This is a genomic window from Persicirhabdus sediminis, assembly GCF_016595495.1.
GTDB lineage: Bacteria > Verrucomicrobiota > Verrucomicrobiia > Verrucomicrobiales > Akkermansiaceae > Persicirhabdus > Persicirhabdus sediminis.
On sequence record NZ_JAENIM010000008.1, the window covers coordinates 100,129 to 115,942 of the forward strand.

The 15,814-nt window shown below is 48.1% G+C and carries 13 protein-coding genes; 5 read left to right on the plus strand and 8 right to left on the minus strand.

Annotation, left to right across the window (positions count from 1 at the left end):
- Window positions 1-46 precede the first annotated feature (46 nt).
- Window positions 47-3,313, plus strand: a complete 3,267-nt coding sequence (locus JIN82_RS00800; RefSeq protein ID WP_200309727.1) for a ribonucleoside-diphosphate reductase subunit alpha — start codon at window positions 47-49, stop codon at window positions 3,311-3,313.
- Window positions 3,314-3,331: 18 nt separating this feature from the next.
- Entirely contained in the window at window positions 3,332-5,380 is a 2,049-nt protein-coding gene (locus JIN82_RS00805; RefSeq protein WP_200309728.1) for an NACHT domain-containing protein, read from the plus strand.
- A 96-nt stretch (window positions 5,381-5,476) separates the two neighbouring features.
- Here the strand turns inward: JIN82_RS00805 and JIN82_RS00810 are convergent, their stop codons facing one another.
- The 4 genes from JIN82_RS00810 to JIN82_RS00825 form a co-directional block, all read right to left on the minus strand.
- A complete protein-coding gene (locus JIN82_RS00810; RefSeq protein ID WP_200309729.1) occupies window positions 5,477-5,944 on the minus strand; it encodes an RES family NAD+ phosphorylase in 468 nt (155 codons plus the stop codon).
- A gap of 6 nt (window positions 5,945-5,950) precedes the next feature.
- Window positions 5,951-6,385 carry an antitoxin Xre-like helix-turn-helix domain-containing protein gene (locus JIN82_RS00815; RefSeq protein ID WP_234041679.1) on the minus strand — a complete coding sequence of 145 codons (435 nt, stop codon included), beginning with the start codon at window positions 6,383-6,385 and terminating at the stop codon, window positions 5,951-5,953.
- Between the two features lie 68 nt (window positions 6,386-6,453).
- Entirely contained in the window at window positions 6,454-6,864 is a 411-nt protein-coding gene (locus tag JIN82_RS00820) for a ribosomal maturation YjgA family protein (protein ID WP_200309731.1), read from the minus strand.
- A gap of 116 nt (window positions 6,865-6,980) precedes the next feature.
- A complete protein-coding gene (locus tag JIN82_RS00825) occupies window positions 6,981-9,644 on the minus strand; it encodes an alpha-N-acetylglucosaminidase (protein WP_200309732.1) in 2,664 nt (887 codons plus the stop codon).
- 252 nt (window positions 9,645-9,896) lie between these two features.
- Here JIN82_RS00825 and JIN82_RS00830 point away from each other — a divergent pair, with 252 nt between their 5' ends.
- Both JIN82_RS00830 and map read left to right on the plus strand, forming a co-directional pair.
- The gene (locus tag JIN82_RS00830) at window positions 9,897-10,700 is read left to right on the plus strand and encodes an HAD-IIA family hydrolase (RefSeq protein ID WP_200309733.1); all 804 of its coding nucleotides are present in this window, start codon (window positions 9,897-9,899) and stop codon (window positions 10,698-10,700) included.
- A 132-nt stretch (window positions 10,701-10,832) separates the two neighbouring features.
- Window positions 10,833-11,639, plus strand: a complete 807-nt coding sequence (map, locus tag JIN82_RS00835; protein ID WP_200309734.1) for a type I methionyl aminopeptidase — start codon at window positions 10,833-10,835, stop codon at window positions 11,637-11,639.
- 117 nt (window positions 11,640-11,756) lie between these two features.
- Here map and JIN82_RS00840 read toward each other — a convergent pair whose 3' ends face one another.
- From JIN82_RS00840 to JIN82_RS00855, 4 genes are read right to left on the minus strand one after another with little or no spacing between them, the layout of a single operon-like run.
- Window positions 11,757-12,293 carry a macro domain-containing protein gene (locus tag JIN82_RS00840; protein ID WP_200309735.1) on the minus strand — a complete coding sequence of 179 codons (537 nt, stop codon included), beginning with the start codon at window positions 12,291-12,293 and terminating at the stop codon, window positions 11,757-11,759.
- On the minus strand, window positions 12,290-13,414 hold the full coding sequence (locus JIN82_RS00845; protein WP_200309736.1) for an ADP-ribosylglycohydrolase family protein: 1,125 nt from the start codon (window positions 13,412-13,414) through the stop codon (window positions 12,290-12,292). Before JIN82_RS00845 ends, JIN82_RS00840 begins: the two co-directional genes overlap by 4 nt.
- 30 nt (window positions 13,415-13,444) lie before the next feature.
- On the minus strand, window positions 13,445-14,056 hold the full coding sequence (pncA, locus tag JIN82_RS00850) for a bifunctional nicotinamidase/pyrazinamidase (RefSeq protein ID WP_200309737.1): 612 nt from the start codon (window positions 14,054-14,056) through the stop codon (window positions 13,445-13,447).
- A 24-nt stretch (window positions 14,057-14,080) separates the two neighbouring features.
- The gene (locus tag JIN82_RS00855; RefSeq protein ID WP_200309738.1) at window positions 14,081-14,767 is read right to left on the minus strand and encodes an NUDIX hydrolase; all 687 of its coding nucleotides are present in this window, start codon (window positions 14,765-14,767) and stop codon (window positions 14,081-14,083) included.
- 204 nt (window positions 14,768-14,971) lie between these two features.
- On the opposite strand from JIN82_RS00855, the gene JIN82_RS00860 reads away from it, so the two are divergent.
- A complete protein-coding gene (locus tag JIN82_RS00860) occupies window positions 14,972-15,400 on the plus strand; it encodes a hypothetical protein (RefSeq protein WP_200309739.1) in 429 nt (142 codons plus the stop codon).
- The last annotated feature ends 414 nt before the right edge of the window (window positions 15,401-15,814 follow it).

Consider the following 15,814-nt stretch of genomic DNA (forward strand, 5'->3'; position numbering starts at 1 on the left):
ACTGAACACTGAAAACTAACAAACCTGCCCACATTCCTATAAGCCAATGTACCGTTCCATATCACTCGAAGAAGATTTAGCCCTGAAGCGCGTTATCACTGATCGCGGAAATTCTAACTCAGACAGATTCGACTGGCGTAAAGCGCTGGGCGATAAAGTGCCTGAGCGCGTGGCTCAAATCTGGGTGACTCGTGGACAGCAAGAAAGCGAACTTTGCCTCACCGAACTCGCTGAGACCATCGGTACTGCGCTGGCTAACTTGCTAGAATCTCGCAAGCAATCTGAGGAAGCCATCTACAGTGAAGAAAACTGCCTGTTTGTTTCTAACGTGGCTCATTCAGTTGCCAAGGCTCTGACGGATCAGGTGCAAGACGGCGGCCAGCTGAGACTTTCTCAGCACGATCTATATTTGTTAATCGAGCGCGCATTGATTGAAAATGACGCACACGATGTAGCCAAGTCATTAGTCTTTACACGTTCGCTAGAAAAGAATGGCGAAGTGATTGTTAGCGAGGAGCCACAGGAAATGCCTGTGCGTCTGATTCGCCGCAATGGCAAAGTCGTTCCATGGAGCCAGACAAAAATCGAGATTGCGGTGCGCAAGGCATTGCTCTCTATCAAAGAAGACCCAGAAGTAGCGGTAAAAGTAGCCGCGGGCGTGACTGAAAACATCCGCCTCGGTGACCGCGCCTTTGCTCACATCGAGTACGTGCAAGATCTCGTGCAGGAAGAATTGATGCGTCAGGGGCTATTCAAAGCTGCTGAAGCCTACATTCTCTATCGTGCCCAGCGCGCACAGATGCGCATTGATGAAGCTCCAGTAGACGACCCTAACCAGGAGTCTATGGTGGTGGTGACTACCAAAGATGGATCGACTGAATTTTGGGATGGCACAGAGCTCAAGCGCCGTATCGAGTTTGCCTCAATCGGTCTGGACCTATGTCTCAGCCCAGCGCAGATCGAGCAAGAACTACGCCGTTCTGTGGGCGCGGAAATCACAGCAGCCGATCTCAAATCAACCATCACGCTGAATGCCAAATCACTCATCGAGCGTGATGCTGATTTTGCTAAATTTGCCGGTCGCATTCTACTCAGCTACATCTATGAAGAAGTGCTCGGCTGGGATATCGTCAAAGACGGCATCAGCGGGCTGAAGGCTGTGCACCGTGAAGGGTTCAAAAAGTATATCCAATACACCGTCGGCATTAAGCGACTTTCTCCTAAACTGATAGAAAAGTACGACCTCAACAAACTGGCTGACGCGTTAGATCCAACAGCTGACCTCGACTTTGACTACCTCGGTGTGCAAACTCTCTACGATCGCTACCTGATCGTCGACAAAACTCAAGCGACTCCACGTCGATTAGAAACCCCACAGTTTTTCTGGATGCGTGTGGCCATGGGCCTATTCCGCGCTGAAAAAGAAAACCGTGATGAGTGGTGTATCCGCTTGTACTCACTCTACAAAGGTCGCCGCTTCTGCTCATCCACGCCTACCTTGTTTAACTCCGGCACACTGCACAGCCAGCTGTCATCATGCTACCTCTACAAGGTGGACGACTCTATCGAGAGCATCATGATTCGTGGCATTGCTGAGAATGCATTCCTATCAAAATGGGCTGGCGGGCTAGGTGGCTCATGGACAGCTGTGCGCGGCACTGGTGGTTACATCCAGGGCACTAACGGTGAGAGCCAAGGCATCATCCCATTCCTCAAGCTACACAACGATCAGTTAGTAGCTGTTAACCAAGGCGGTAAGCGCCGTGGCTCTGGCTGTGCCTACCTCGAGAGCTGGCACAACGACATCGAAGATTTCCTTGAGCTGCGCAAAAATACCGGCGACGAACGTCGTCGCTGTCACGACATGAACACCGCTAACTGGATTCCAGATCTGTTCATGAAGCGCATGGAAGCTCGCCAAGGGTGGACACTTTTCCGCACTAACGATACGCCAGACCTTCACGACCTCTACGGCAAAGCATTTGAGCTGCGCTACATCGAGTATGAAAAGTTAGCCCAAGAAGGAAAAATCTGGAGCAAGCAAATGCCAGCGATTGAGCTGTGGAAGGGCATGCTGAAGATGATTTTCGAAACTGGCCACCCGTGGATTACATTCAAAGATCCATGTAACCTGCGCTCACCGCAAGATCACGCTGGTGTGATTCACAGCTCTAACCTGTGTACTGAAATCACCCTGAATACTTCGGACGAAGAAACCGCTGTGTGTAACCTAGGTTCCGTAGTTCTCGATAGCCACATCACGGCTGATGGATCGCTCGATCACGAATTGCTCAAGGAGACCATCACCGTTGCTATCCGCGCGCTGGATAATGTGATCGATATTAATTTCTACCCAACAGAAGCCGCTAGAACAGCTAACAGCCGTCACCGTCCTATCGGACTTGGTGTGATGGGGCTGCAAAATGCCTTGTACAAAAAGGGCCTAGCCTTTGCTAGCGACGCAGCTGTTGACTTCAACGATGAGTTTATGGAGGCGATTGCCTACTACGCCTACAATGCCTCATCAGATCTAGCTGGCGAACAGGGAACTTATTCTAGCTACAAAGGATCTAAGTGGGATCGCGGTCTCTTGCCGCAAGATACTGTTGATATGCTAGAAGAAGAACGTGGGGTGAAAATCGACGTGCCTCGCGGTAGCAAGATGGACTGGACGCACCTGCGTGAGAAGATTGCCAAGCAAGGCATGCGCAACTCTAACGTGCTCGCCATCGCTCCTACGGCAACCATCTCCAACATCATGGGAACTACTCCGTGTATCGAGCCTAACTACAAGAATCTCTATGTGAAGAGCAACTTGTCTGGTGACTTCATCGTGCTCAACCGTCACCTGGTAGAAGACCTGAAAAAAGAAGACCTGTGGAACCAAGACATGCTCGACCAGCTGAAGTACTTCGACGGCGAGCTAAGCGAAATTGAAGGCATCCCTGACCACCTCAAGGAGAAACACAAGACGGTCTTTGGCGTTGGCTACGAGGCGATTGTTAATGCAGCTGCTAGACGCCAGAAGTGGATCGACCAATCACAGTCGGTCAACTTGTTCCTCGCTGAGCCAGACATGAAAACGCTCAGCCACATGTACCGCCGCGCGTGGCACACCGGACTGAAAACTACTTATTACTTGCGTACTCTGCAGGCGTCTAACATTGAGAAGGCGACTGTGGGTAACAAAAAGGAAATGCGAGGAGTGGTCGGCAGTGGAGCCGCAGCAGCCAAACAATATACCGCAGCAGAAGTGAAAGCCTGCAGCATCGAAGCTATGATGAATGGCGAAGAATGCGAAGCCTGCCAGTAAGAGGTCAGACTTATATATATGGACCCAATAATTAAAGCAACGATCGCAGCTGGCGTTCCTTATGCGGTGAATATCATAAGAGATATTCTAGAGAAAGTTCCTAACATTGCAGGTAAGGGAAGAGCAGCAAAGAAGAGGAGGAATGATCTTGAAGATAGGTTAAACAAGTATCTATCAAATTTATATGGTACTTGTAGCTATCTTCAAACTATAGCTTTTGCCAGTAATCCGAAACCACTGGAAGATCTTTATATTCCGACTAGTTTGGTGCATGTAAGTGGGGAAGAGCTCCTTATTGATAAACTAACGAATATATTTGAAAAGTCTTCAACAGTTGCCGTGTTTGATTCAGCTGGTATGGGGAAATCTACGATCGTTAAGAGGTTAGTTTTGAATGAAATTGTATCTGCTAACAGTTTGCCGGTTTTGTTTGAGCTTAGATCTTTTAGAGAAAATGACAAGTTGGAAGAGGAGCTCCTTAAGCTATTAAAAATACAAGGTTTGTTGCCAGACGAGGGACTCATTTTTGTTGATTACCCTGTGTCTATTTATTTAGATGGACTAGATGAGGCCCCCGCTGACTTAGCGGCAGAGATAACGAGACAATTATTGGCATTTCATGAGAAATATCCACGAGTGCGAATTCTCGTCAGCTCAAGAAGACAAACTGAAATCTCAGTTCTGTTGAGCTTTTATTGCTATGGAGTGAAGAATCTAACTGACCAGCAGGCGTTTGAGCTAATTGAGCGATATGATGAAGGAGGGGATTTAAGTAAATCACTAATTAAGGCTATAAAGGAATCTAGTTTTCCTAAAATCAGAGCATATCTGAGCAACCCTCTATACGTATCATTATTATTTTGTGCTTATCGACATAAACCATCGTTACCTCAAAAAATGAGTATTTTTTATGAGCGTGTATATGCGGCGCTTTTTGATCAACACGACTTAACTAAATCTGCTGACTATACCCATTCGTTGAAGACTGGTCTAGATTCAAGAGAGTTTATGTTAGTCTTGAGGAAGTTGGCTTTCAAATGCGTATTGGATGGGTATAGGGTCGAGTATTCAAAAATCGATTTCGAAGAGAAGGTCTCAAGTGTTGTCAAATCTATCGAATACCATAAGATTAAAGTTTCTGATTTTCTCCGGGATAGTACAGTTGCCGTACCGCTTTTTATAGACGATGGTCATACTGTTAGATGGGCCCACAAATCACTCATGGAGTATTTCGCAGCTCTGTTTATTTGTTACGACACAGAAAACAAAGACGGGGAGTTTATGCTTAAACTAGTTCAAGACAGCAATGCTTATAAGTATAAACATATTTTAGAAATGTGTGCAGATGTGAAATATCCAAGTTTTCGAAAAACTGTAGCTAAGTACGTATTAGGTGACTATGTCCGACACTGCGACTCTAAATATCAAACGATAAGCAATAGGAGGATCAAAAAGCCTGATGTTCTAAGTAGAGTTCAAGCAACATATGGCATTAAGGCTTTCCTAATGCTAAGCAACGAACTTTCAGTATCTAAAATTAGCTCAGGAGGTCTTTCAATTAAGCTGCCTTGGAAGAATGGAACTGTAGCTAATGAGGTTGCTCCACAAGGCAATTGTTCCAAGACTGAGCAGCAAAATATTGGGGTAGAGGGATTGGTGGGAATGCTATCTAAGATCTGTGATCCTGATTGTAATAATAAAAACTGGTTTCCTGCGATGAATCTTCAAGTTGATGATGAGGTTGGCTTGCTGTGCTTTAAGAAAGAATCGGTTAACAGATGGTTACTTAGGGTCATAGCTGAGAAGGAATCTAGTGAGGAATCTTCTATAATTGAAATTACGCCAGACGTAGCACTAGGGAATTTGAGTATTTCTAAAGGTACGTTTTACAAAATAACTGATGATCCTAAAGAAAAGTACAATAATTCGACCAATTTTAAATTGGTAACTGGGGTTTTAGGTGACGGGCTATGTGTGACTATAGCTGAAGCCAAATCAATACTCGAAAGTATAGAGGCTGACACGAGTTCCACAGATTTAGCTGCTATGTTAGAAGCAATAGGCTAATTTAAATTTGATGTATTATAGCTCAAATAATTTGGTAGTAGAGACTTCTAATGAAGTTGTTGTAAGAATTATTTTAAGGCATAAGTGAGTTCTTTTTTATTTACCGGCTAGTCTGTTATCGATGATGAAGTGGTCGCGAGTCTCTAGCTGGAGCTGTGAGAACTCCGGGTGGGCGGGATTGATGAGGTAGTTCCAGCCGTCTTCGATGATCACCGATGGGACTTTGAGCACGACATTCCATTGGTCGTGGACAAATTGCTCGCCGACGTCACGCGTCCACGAGCAGTCCATTTGCCAGTTTTTTGGCATGCTAACGATGTCAGCTAGCGAGCTGTGTAGTTCTTCGGGCATTTTGGCGATGCCGTGTGCGTATTTACCTATCAGCTGGATCAGGCCGACGTGGACGGATATTTCCAGCGCTGCTAGAGCGGGGTGCTCTGCGGCGTAGAGAATATTTGTACCCGCATGATTCCAGCGGCTGGCTTCAGCCGTTTCAGCTGGCACATAGCCAAACCAGCAGCTGTCCTTGAACCTCTTGGGCACCAGCCTGTGAATGGTTAGCATGGCTAGTTAGGCAAATACACCTTGTTGGATTTTGCGCAGCTCCTGAATGACTTTGGTCGTTCCTGGCTCGTGCAATAAGATATGAGCTGGAATGCCTGCTAGCTCGGCGCTTGGGTATTTCAGCCACAGCTCAGCGTCCTCTTCACTATCAAAGGTCTGATAGGCGGTATTGATGGCACTTAAAATGCGGTAAATTTTTTCAGAGCTGATTTGGCTGATTGAGCTATTGGGCGTGCGCTTTAGCCGTGCGTAGGTACTCAGCGAGATTCCCAAGGCAGAGGCCATTTCTTGGTCGGTACAGGCCAGTTTTTGTTTGATGTTCTCAACCAAAGTAAATGCCAATCCCTGCTGCAGGGTAGCTGAAGACATGTCATGGGTATCAGACCAATGAGCGTGAGCTTTCTGAGTTCTTCTGATTTGGATTTTTTCTTTGAGAGCCATAAGCGGAGCTGTAAGTTAATCTAGTCTGCATCAGCTATCAGGGTGTGTCAAATGACAATATTGTACTGTCATTTGATGTTTTGGTGGCCTGCCGCCATGCATTTCTGTAGTAGCCAGCCAATGAAGATGCCGGTGCTATAGCAGATGAGGTCGCTGGCGAGAAATCCACGGCCAAAGACTAGCGCGCCGATGGTATGGCTGCGGATGGCATTGGCCCAGTCGGCTTGATAGAGCTGGGAGAATTCGATGGCAAAACAGAAGGCCAGCGCGGCGAGGGCAATTTTCCAGCTGGCTGAGCGGGGCGCAACAAAGGCAAATGCCCAGAAGATCATCAATGCCCACAGTGTATCGCCAGCGTATGTTGCTAGAAAACTCGGTCGCGGCATGTAGCTGGATCTCGTGAGTAAACCTGCTGTGATTGTTAGGATCGTGAGTGCGAAATAGATCCACCTGAGTTTTGTATGAGCGGTGAGCATCATGGCTTTAGATGACTAGCTGACTGGTATGTTCATATTTAATGACTAAGGGCTGGCTGATAGAGCACAAAAAAAAAGCCCGGGCGGTGTGCCCGAGCTTTACTGAATGATTCGAGAAATTAATCGATACGGAAGTGGTAGCGACCTTCTGTTGGGCCGGAGGCAGATGCCTTAGCATCGAACTTGATCTCGTAGCTAGCGCCCATTGCGTGCTGATTGATGGAGAATTTATAAGTAGTTTGCTTATCGTCATTTTTATCAGCAGCTAGAGCTGTGCCTTCGCTAACAAGAAGACCGTTTTCGTAGAGCTTGAGGTTTTTCAGAGCTGGGGAAGGACCGAAACTAGTAACCACACTGAAGATATAATCACCTTGGCCTGTGATGTTTTCTGTCACATCTATCGTTACAGGCTTGAACTTGTTAGTGTAGCTTTTCTTTGCCCATGTAGCTACTTCTATACCTAAATCAGGGTGTACAAGTGCTGGGTATTCTGGAGCGTGATCAGGCAGTGCCATCAGCTGGCTAGAGTATTTATTGAACAATGATTGTGCAATTTCACGGCTGTCACCAATTGCTTCGCTAGAGAGTTTTGGTGGGTTAGCACAATAGGCCATTTCAAAATCAGCCATCTTGCTATGGATGTCATCACCACGGAAGCTTGCTCGCCCGTAGCTGTCGTTAGGTGGGTCTGCGTATCTTTCACCAGCGGCTAATTTCGCATCGAGCTCTTTGATCCATAGTTTCCAGCGCTCTTGGTAGAATGTGGAAATCAGGCCGCCCCATTCGCGCCACGCGTAGTCGTAGAGTGAGTTGTCCGGATTGTCAGTTCCCCAAATTGTTGGGAGAGTGGCAGCAGTGGTATTGTAGTAGGCTCTCTCTTCATCGTTAGTGGCCCAGTCCATGGCGTCTTTTTGCCACACACCCATGAGCATCTGTGGGCAGCTACTTACCAGTTTGTCGATGTCGCCAATCAACTCGACCATCTCTTGGCCAACTTGATTGAGCTTTTCTCGATCACCTGCTTCAAATGCTTTTGTTAGCTCAACTTGTTGGTAAGCAACTAAGTTAGACAGTGACTGGCGAGAAACGTCAACGAGGTCGAACTGGAAGCCTGCTGACTGCATAGCGGCTGGGTCAACTGCGAGCAGTTGCTGCCAAGCGCGCGCGAGTAATTTGCTATCGTAGGTGTAGCTACGAGCATAGGACTTATTCGGGCCTGCACTAATGGGTCTGAGCCCTGGACGTCCAGCTAACATGGATGAGTAACCAAATCCCCCCATGCTGTAGGGTCCATCTAGCAGGTATTGCCAAGCTTTCTCAGCAGCAGCACTTTTCAGCCCGTAGCGACGTTGGGTGTATTTATTGAGCCACTGCTTGAGGTCGATCGCTCCTTCGGCCCAATTCATCTCTAACGCGAGATGATAGTTAACCGGGTTATCATTGATGCCCTCTGTCCAGTTACCCACCCCAACGCAGTATTCAGAACGTTTTCTCACCGTGCTGTAGAGGTCTTGAGCGACTACTTCGAGGTCGCCGTGCATGAATGTTCTGCCACCAAAGTTATTCAGTTGTCCCTGAGTGAATGGGTAGCCCCAATCGGCTAATTTCTCCCAGCGGTTACCATGCAAGTTCATGATGAGCAGCTTGTCTTTGGCTACAGCTTTAGCGATTGGCTCACGAAGTGACCATGTCTGCATAACCCAAGTCGCGTTAGGGTCAACGGAGGTAAATAGAGCGGAAATCGATTTGCCGACCTTGGCAAGGTATTCGTCACCTTGGACAGGAGGTGAACCTTCGTGGAAAGGGTCACTCATGTAGTAGCCAGCTGTGCCTAGCAACTTAATCTGGTTATTGAGGTAGATGGCTCCAAACTTATTAAATAGTGGGTCCATTGGGTCTAGCTGAGCTGCTGGGTCGAAGCTTCCGCGTGCCCAGCCGTGTTTTAGATCAACTCTAGCATCTGGAAATTTCTCTTTGAATAGACGTGGAACGTGACCGCTGAATCCGTGAACGATAGGTGTCATGCCTAAGCTCATCTGGCGGTCCATGATTTGCTTGCCTAAAACAATGTGACTGTCGATATAGCTTTTTGGAATTGGGCCGCCTGTGCCTTCGAGGTTGCTCATCCACTGCCAGTTTAGGTAGGTAGGTGCGGCAATGAATTCTCTAGCTTCTTGATCTGTAAAGCCAACTTCTAGCAGACTGTGGTACCAAACACCCTCTACGCCGACAATAGCAAGCGGCATATTGACGCCGTGCATGGCTAGGATATCGATCATTTTCTGCCAGCGGTCCCAGTTCCACCAAGTCGCTGTGTAGTTGAATGTGCAGTAATTGAAGAAGTGTCTAATCTTGCGTGGGTTCACTACTCGTACTTTTTCAGTAGGTATCGGAAGGGTAGCTGGAAGGGCCATCTGGTCGCCCCACAGTGAGTAGAGCACATTGCAGTAGTCACCGAGGTAGCGGTTATACGCGGAGGCAATGCTGATGCCATTATTTCCTCGCAGCACGATTTTGCCATCTTTGCTGTCTAGTTCATAGACATCTAACCCGTCAGCAGCTGGGATGATTTCCAGTTCAAACCTATCGACCAGGCTTGGCGTTACGCGTTTAATTAGCTCGTGAGCAGCCTGTTGCTGTCCAGCGCTGTCTTGTTGCGCCTGAGCTGTTGATAGGCTTATGGCTGCCAAGACAATCAGCGCACTGATTATTTTGCTAAGTCCTAGGATGTATGATTTTAACATGTTAGTAGCGTCCAGCTGCTGCTGGCAGGTGTTGTTCATAATAAAATACGCGTGTGACATGCGATTTTTACAGGTGCCAAGACGGCGTAATTAACATTGCTGCGGCTCTTTTAACAACGGCAGCAGATTGATTTGGCTGGGGTGTTTTGCTAGGTGTGAAGGCAAAAGAACTGCAGGTGAAAGGATTGTGAGAGGTGTGGGTTTGTTGTGTGATAGATCTATCAGATTGCATGACTTGAGAAAACTTGTTGCTCGAGATTGTGGCACATCCAGTGCTATGTTGGTGGTGCTATGAATGATAATATTCATCAAAAAGTTGGTTTTCTCCTCGATATGGACGGTGTGATCTATAAGGGCAAAAAGTTGATCGATGGCTCTGCAGAGTTCATCGCCAAACTCAAGGAGCATGATATACCCTATTTATTTCTAACCAATAACAGTCAGCGTACCCGCCGCGACCTCGCTCTCAAGCTGACTCGTATGGGACTAGAGACTGAGCCTGAAAGCATTCTAACGTGTGCGATTGCTACAGCTAGATTTTTAGCAGAAAAGAAGCCTGATGGCACGGCTTACGTGATTGGTGAGAATGGTCTAGCAGCCGCGCTCGACCGCAATGGCATCACGGTGGTTGACGATGATGCTGACTTTGTGGTGGTTGGTGAAGGGCGTACCATTAACTTTGAAAATATTGAAAAAGCAGTGCGCTTAGTAGCCAAAGGAGCGGCATTGATTGCGACTAACTTAGATACTACTTGCCCAACTGATGAAGGCATTCGTCCGGGTTGTGGTGCCATCGTCGCGATGATTGAAAGTGCCACCGGCATTGAGGCATTTTCCGTTGGCAAGCCGAGCCCAGTGATGATGCGCATGGCGCGTAAAACCATCGGCCTGCGTACTGACGAAACCATCATGGTGGGGGACACCATGTACACCGACGTGTTAGGTGCGGTGCAGATGGGTTATCGATCTGTACTGGTGCTCAGCGGACATACCCACGAAGAGGACGTGAAAAAGTACGCTTACAAACCAGACTTGATTGCGTCGAGTCTTGGCGGAATCCCCGAGGGATTCTTCATGATCAAAAAACCAGAATAGCTGCTAGCCAGCTGGAAATGAGATTATCGCAGCATTCACTGCGCTAATCTTCACATTTGAGCCGCGACGGAGTGATTTTGCTTTTCTGTCGCGGCTTAGTTGATTATTTGAGTGTTTCCACTATTAGTTGCCATGGCCAAAAAGAACCGAAATAAGATCCCGATCAAATCCGTTGCTGATGTTAAGAAGATGCGTATTGCCTGCGAAACGGCGAGCACCATTCTGCAGGCAGTGGCCAAGGAGATTAAAGCTGGTGTAACCACTGGTGATATCGACCAATATTCGCGTGATCTCATGGCGCAGATGGATGTCAAAAGCGCCTTCCTCGGATACCGTGGATTCGCCGGCAACATCTGCATTTCTGTAAACGAAGAAGTGGTTCACGGCATCGGCGGCAGCCGTCCAATCCTCAGTGGCGACATTGTTAGCGTTGATATCGGCGTGGTGCAAGGTGGCTGGATTGGCGACAATGCCACCACTGTTGGCGTGGGTGAAATTGATCTGGAAACCAAGCGACTTCTCGCGGTGACCGAGCAGTCACTCTACGAGGCCATCAGCTTTGCCAAAGAAGGCGAGCGCCTCGGTGACCTCTGCGCAGCGGTTGAAGATTTTGTCGTTCCGCATAAATTCAGCATCGTGCGCGAGTTTGTTGGTCACGGCGTAGGTCGCCGTCTGCATGAAGAACCACAAGTGCCTAACTACCGCCCGCACGGTCGCTCACCACTGCTCAAAGAAGGTATGGTATTAGCCATCGAGCCTATGGTGAATGCCGGTGTACCAGGTGTGAAAATCCTCGAAGATGGCTGGACAGTCATTACTAACGACAAGAAGTATTCCGCTCATTTTGAGCACACTGTGTTAGTGACCAAGAATGGTCCAGACATCCTCACTGCTAGACCGCGTGAGGCGACGCCTGAGATCCTCGGCATCGAACTGTAAGCCAAGCGCCCAATAACAAAAATTTCCAGCCAGCTCGTCTCATCACGAGCTGGCTTTTTTATTGTATGGAAGCTTGTCAGCGTAAGGTCTTAAGGGGAAACAGGGCTAGCTCTGAAATTAGTAAGTGTGTTCAAATTCCCAGCTGGAATTGAGATTTCTAGCAGCTATACGTAGATCTTCAAAACTAGACTCAGACTCCGTACAAATAGTGATAGTCTGAATTTTAGATAGATTTTCTAGCTGGAGCACCTTGTCCAGGAGCATTAGGAAGTCAGAGCTCTCTAGGTCTCCGTAGCCGGTACCTAATGCGCTCATAAGAATGGATTTGAAACCTCTTTTGTCGGCATCTTGAAGAACCTTTCTAAGCAAGCTCTCAATGATAGCCGGCTCTGTGTGGTACATCGGGTCAGCTGCCACACAGTGATAGATGACTTGCCATTTCTCGTCTGTTAGCGGCGATAGAAATAGGTCACCCACATTAGCGAGAGCTGAATTATCGAGCGCATTTCTCAACTCAGCCTGAATCTGGCTACCTAGCAGCTGGAGCAATGTGCCGCCCACGCCTCCGCTCATCATCAACTGGACGTTGGTAGAGTAGACTAGCGCGTCAGCTGGAATGTTGATGATGTTGTTGCGCAAGATGAGCTTTTTCATGATTGCTTATGGATGAGTGATTTTAGGTAGAGCAATGGTCTGAGGAAGATATGCACGAGCACGATGAAAAAGAAGAGGAGGTTCCTGAGCAATAGCATGGGGGACCAGCTAGGGCGGATAGTCATAGGCTGACTAGATGTGATTGCTTCGGATAGTTTTGCCAACTTTCCAGCTGAGCAGGGAAACTCGGCAATGTGATTACTCCAGCTGGCGGGAATGTCTGCAGCTCCATGAGCGGCTCCACATAGCGCTCCAGCAATGGCTGCAGTGGAGTCTGTATCTCCTCCAGCAGCGATGAGGTCTCTGATGACAGGTTCAATTTTCCATTGGTGATAGAGTCCGATATAAATGACAGCGGGAACGGTTTCGTAGGTGTATCCTGAGATGCCGTTCTTTGGTTGTCGTAGTAGCCGAGATAGATAATTGTCAAAGCTGTGTTTGCTAGCTAACGAACTCTTAATCTCTAGCAAGATAGTTTGCCATTCAGCTACAGCTTGCTCATCAGAGATAGGATCTGTAATGTTTTCTAGCAGTTCTATAATTTCAGAGTTTGTCGGCAGCTGAGCTTGTTGAAGAAACAGCGCGGCAATTTCACAAACAGCAAGTGAGCTGATCAGGGCTCTCGGGTCAGTATGGCTGGTCTCCGTGTGCGACTTTGTTAGCTGGTAGCGTATTTCTTTGTTGTCGGGGGAGCAGGCTGCGACAATGGCAGCTCTCATTGCAGGGCCATTGCCAGCTGAGTAGACGCCTGATGATTTGGCCGAATAGCCAAGACATAGTTTGATGAGTGATTTTGCCGTGGCCAAACCTACTCCTGATGGAAAACCAAATAACCAAGCACGCAGCTGCCAGCTGAAGTTTCGGCTACATTTCTCGACCTCACCATTAGCTTTCAGCCAAGCTTGTGAGAGCATGATGGTGTGCTCGGTATCGTCACTCCACATACCACGGCCAAGGATGAAGCGCTGTTTCAAATTTTTGTGCCAGCCAAGTCGTCTAATCATGGCTGGTTTGAGGCCCTCAGACGGCAGCCCTAATGTATCCCCAACGGCTGTCCCTAGCAGGATGCCGTAGACTTTATCTTCGTTAATGGTCATCGGATTGTTGTGGTGAGAATTCATAGGTCTAATAGGCCTATTCTTGATAGGGCCTTATAACTGTTTGCTATCAATCATAGTGCAGCCAGCTAGCTGCATTTCTTGGTGGGCGTTTTGTTCGTCAGTTGGCTGGAGGTTGACGGCGCGGCAGGCGTCTTTGATTAGGGTAGTTTTGTAGCCTAGCTGGAGGGCGTCGAGCACGGTGAATTTCACACAGTAGTCGGTGGCCAGACCGCAGACGTGTAGCTCGGTGGTTTCTAGTCGTTGAAGTAGCTGGTTGAGGCCGGTATCGTTTTGCTGGTGGTTGTCAAAGAAGCCGCTGTAGCTGTCGACTTGTTGGATTTGTCCCTTCCTAACGATGTGGTCGATTAGTCCACTATCTAGCTGGCTGGCTAACTGAGCGCCGTGAGTTCCTTGTACGCAGTGGTCGGGCCAGAGGATTTGTGGTTTTTCAGCTAGCTGGGTGATGTCACCGACCGCTTTCCCATTGTGCTGGCTGGCAAAGCTGGCGTGATCGGCAGGGTGGTAGTCTAGAGTGGCGACGACGTGGTCGTAGCTGTCTATCAGCTGGTTGATGACGGGAATGATTTCATCTCCACCTGCAACGGCAAGTGCGCCGCCGGGCAGGAAGTCGTTTTGTACATCGACGATGAGTAAGGTTTTCATTAGGTGAGGAAATGGGTGGTGGCGTTAGAGCTCAAAGTTGATGCCTTGTTTTTCTAGCTGCTGGTAGTGGGCTGGATCGAACTGGTAGAGTCTAGCTGCGCGGTGGGCGACGTCTTGCTCGACTTCGTCGGTTTCTATCAAGATGCCTAACTTGATGACTTTTTTGCGGAAGTTGCGTTTGTCGATTTTTTGCTCGAGGATGATTTCGTAGAGTTTTTGCAGCTGGGTGAGGGTGAATTTTTCTGGCAGCAGCTCGAAGCCAACTGGCTGGTAGCGGACTTTGCCACGCAGTCGTTGGCGCGCAGTTTCGAGAATGGTTTGGTGGTCGAAGGCGAGTGAGGGCAGGTCGTCTAGCGAGAACCAAGCGGCATTGCGCGCATCGGTGGCGGCTTTTGGTGCGTGCTCTATCAGGTTAACTAAGGCGTAGTAGGCGACGGTGATGACGTGCTCGCGTGGATCGCGATCTGGCTGGCCGTAGCTGTAGAGTTGCTCGAGGAAGATGTCGTGCAGTCCGGTTTCTTCTTCTAGCTCGCGGCGCGCGCAGTCGTCTATCGATTCTCCCACTTGGATGAATCCGCCGGGCAGTGCCCATTTGCCTTCAAATGGCTGGATGTCGCGCTGGATGAGCAGGACTTTGAGGTCGTCTTGGTCGAGGCCAAAGACAACGCAGTCAGTAGTTAGAGCGGGGCGTGCGTATTTGTATTGGTACATGCTTCGGTGGGTGGAAAGTTGATGAGTTAACCATTAGTGTCTATTTGACACTATGTAAAGGTGTAAAGTGTTGTTTTCACACTTAGGGGGCGATTGCTTACTACTAACAGACTAAGTAAAAGCAATCTATCAGCTAGAACATATTTCATATTGACTCAGGATTGAGCGTTTGATTCTTTGCCTGTGCGCATAGCACTTTCAAAAATGAAAAAGAATACACTTTGTCAATTAGTCACAGCTGTTGGGGTTGCCTGTTCGTTAGTATCATGTTCAACGATGACAGCTAAAAAGTATGAGGAATCTCAATTTGTTGGCAGCTGGAATTACGAGCAGCCAGGTTTCCATATTATACCTCCTATCTCGGCTCGGGTAGAAAACCGAAGTGATGGTACCTCTAAAACTGTAATTACCAAGGTGGGTCAAGCGCCAGCGAAGAGCTCATCTAGTAAAATGAAAAAGTTAAAGGCTGGAACTGTTTTAATGGAGAATGAATGGAGCATTTCTGGTAGCACTTTTGTTGAGAAAAGCGAAAGTGGCAAAACCTTCAGATACCAGATTTTGTCTGTCTCGCCTGACCAGTACGTTCTGCGCAACGGCATGGGGGATAAAAAGGTCTACGACAGAATTAAGTAGCACTGAGGTACAGTTAGCATATTTCTCAGCTAGCTGGAGGTATTACTTCCAGCTAGATTTTCTGCTAGCTAGTTTTCCAGCTAGCTAGTTTTCCAGCTAGCTAGATTTTCTTCTAGCTGGTTTTTTTTATACGCCGTAGGCGTTCAACAGCCAAGCCCAGTGTTAGGCAGCTCCAAAGGAGCAACGCAACGCTTGGGAGCGGCGTCAAGTGGGCAAGAAGCTCCAGCGGAGCGAGACAGCTCAGTAGACGTCTCGCTGGCTGCGAATTCTGCCATTATCATCAACTCCGAGCTTTCCATTTTACCTACGGCAAAGCCATGCATTGGGCATCGGACCACGGGGGCACTCGCAGGCTCGCTTACCCGCGGCTTCAATCTTATGAGCCCTGCGGGCTTTCCTTTGCAGTTAGTTTTT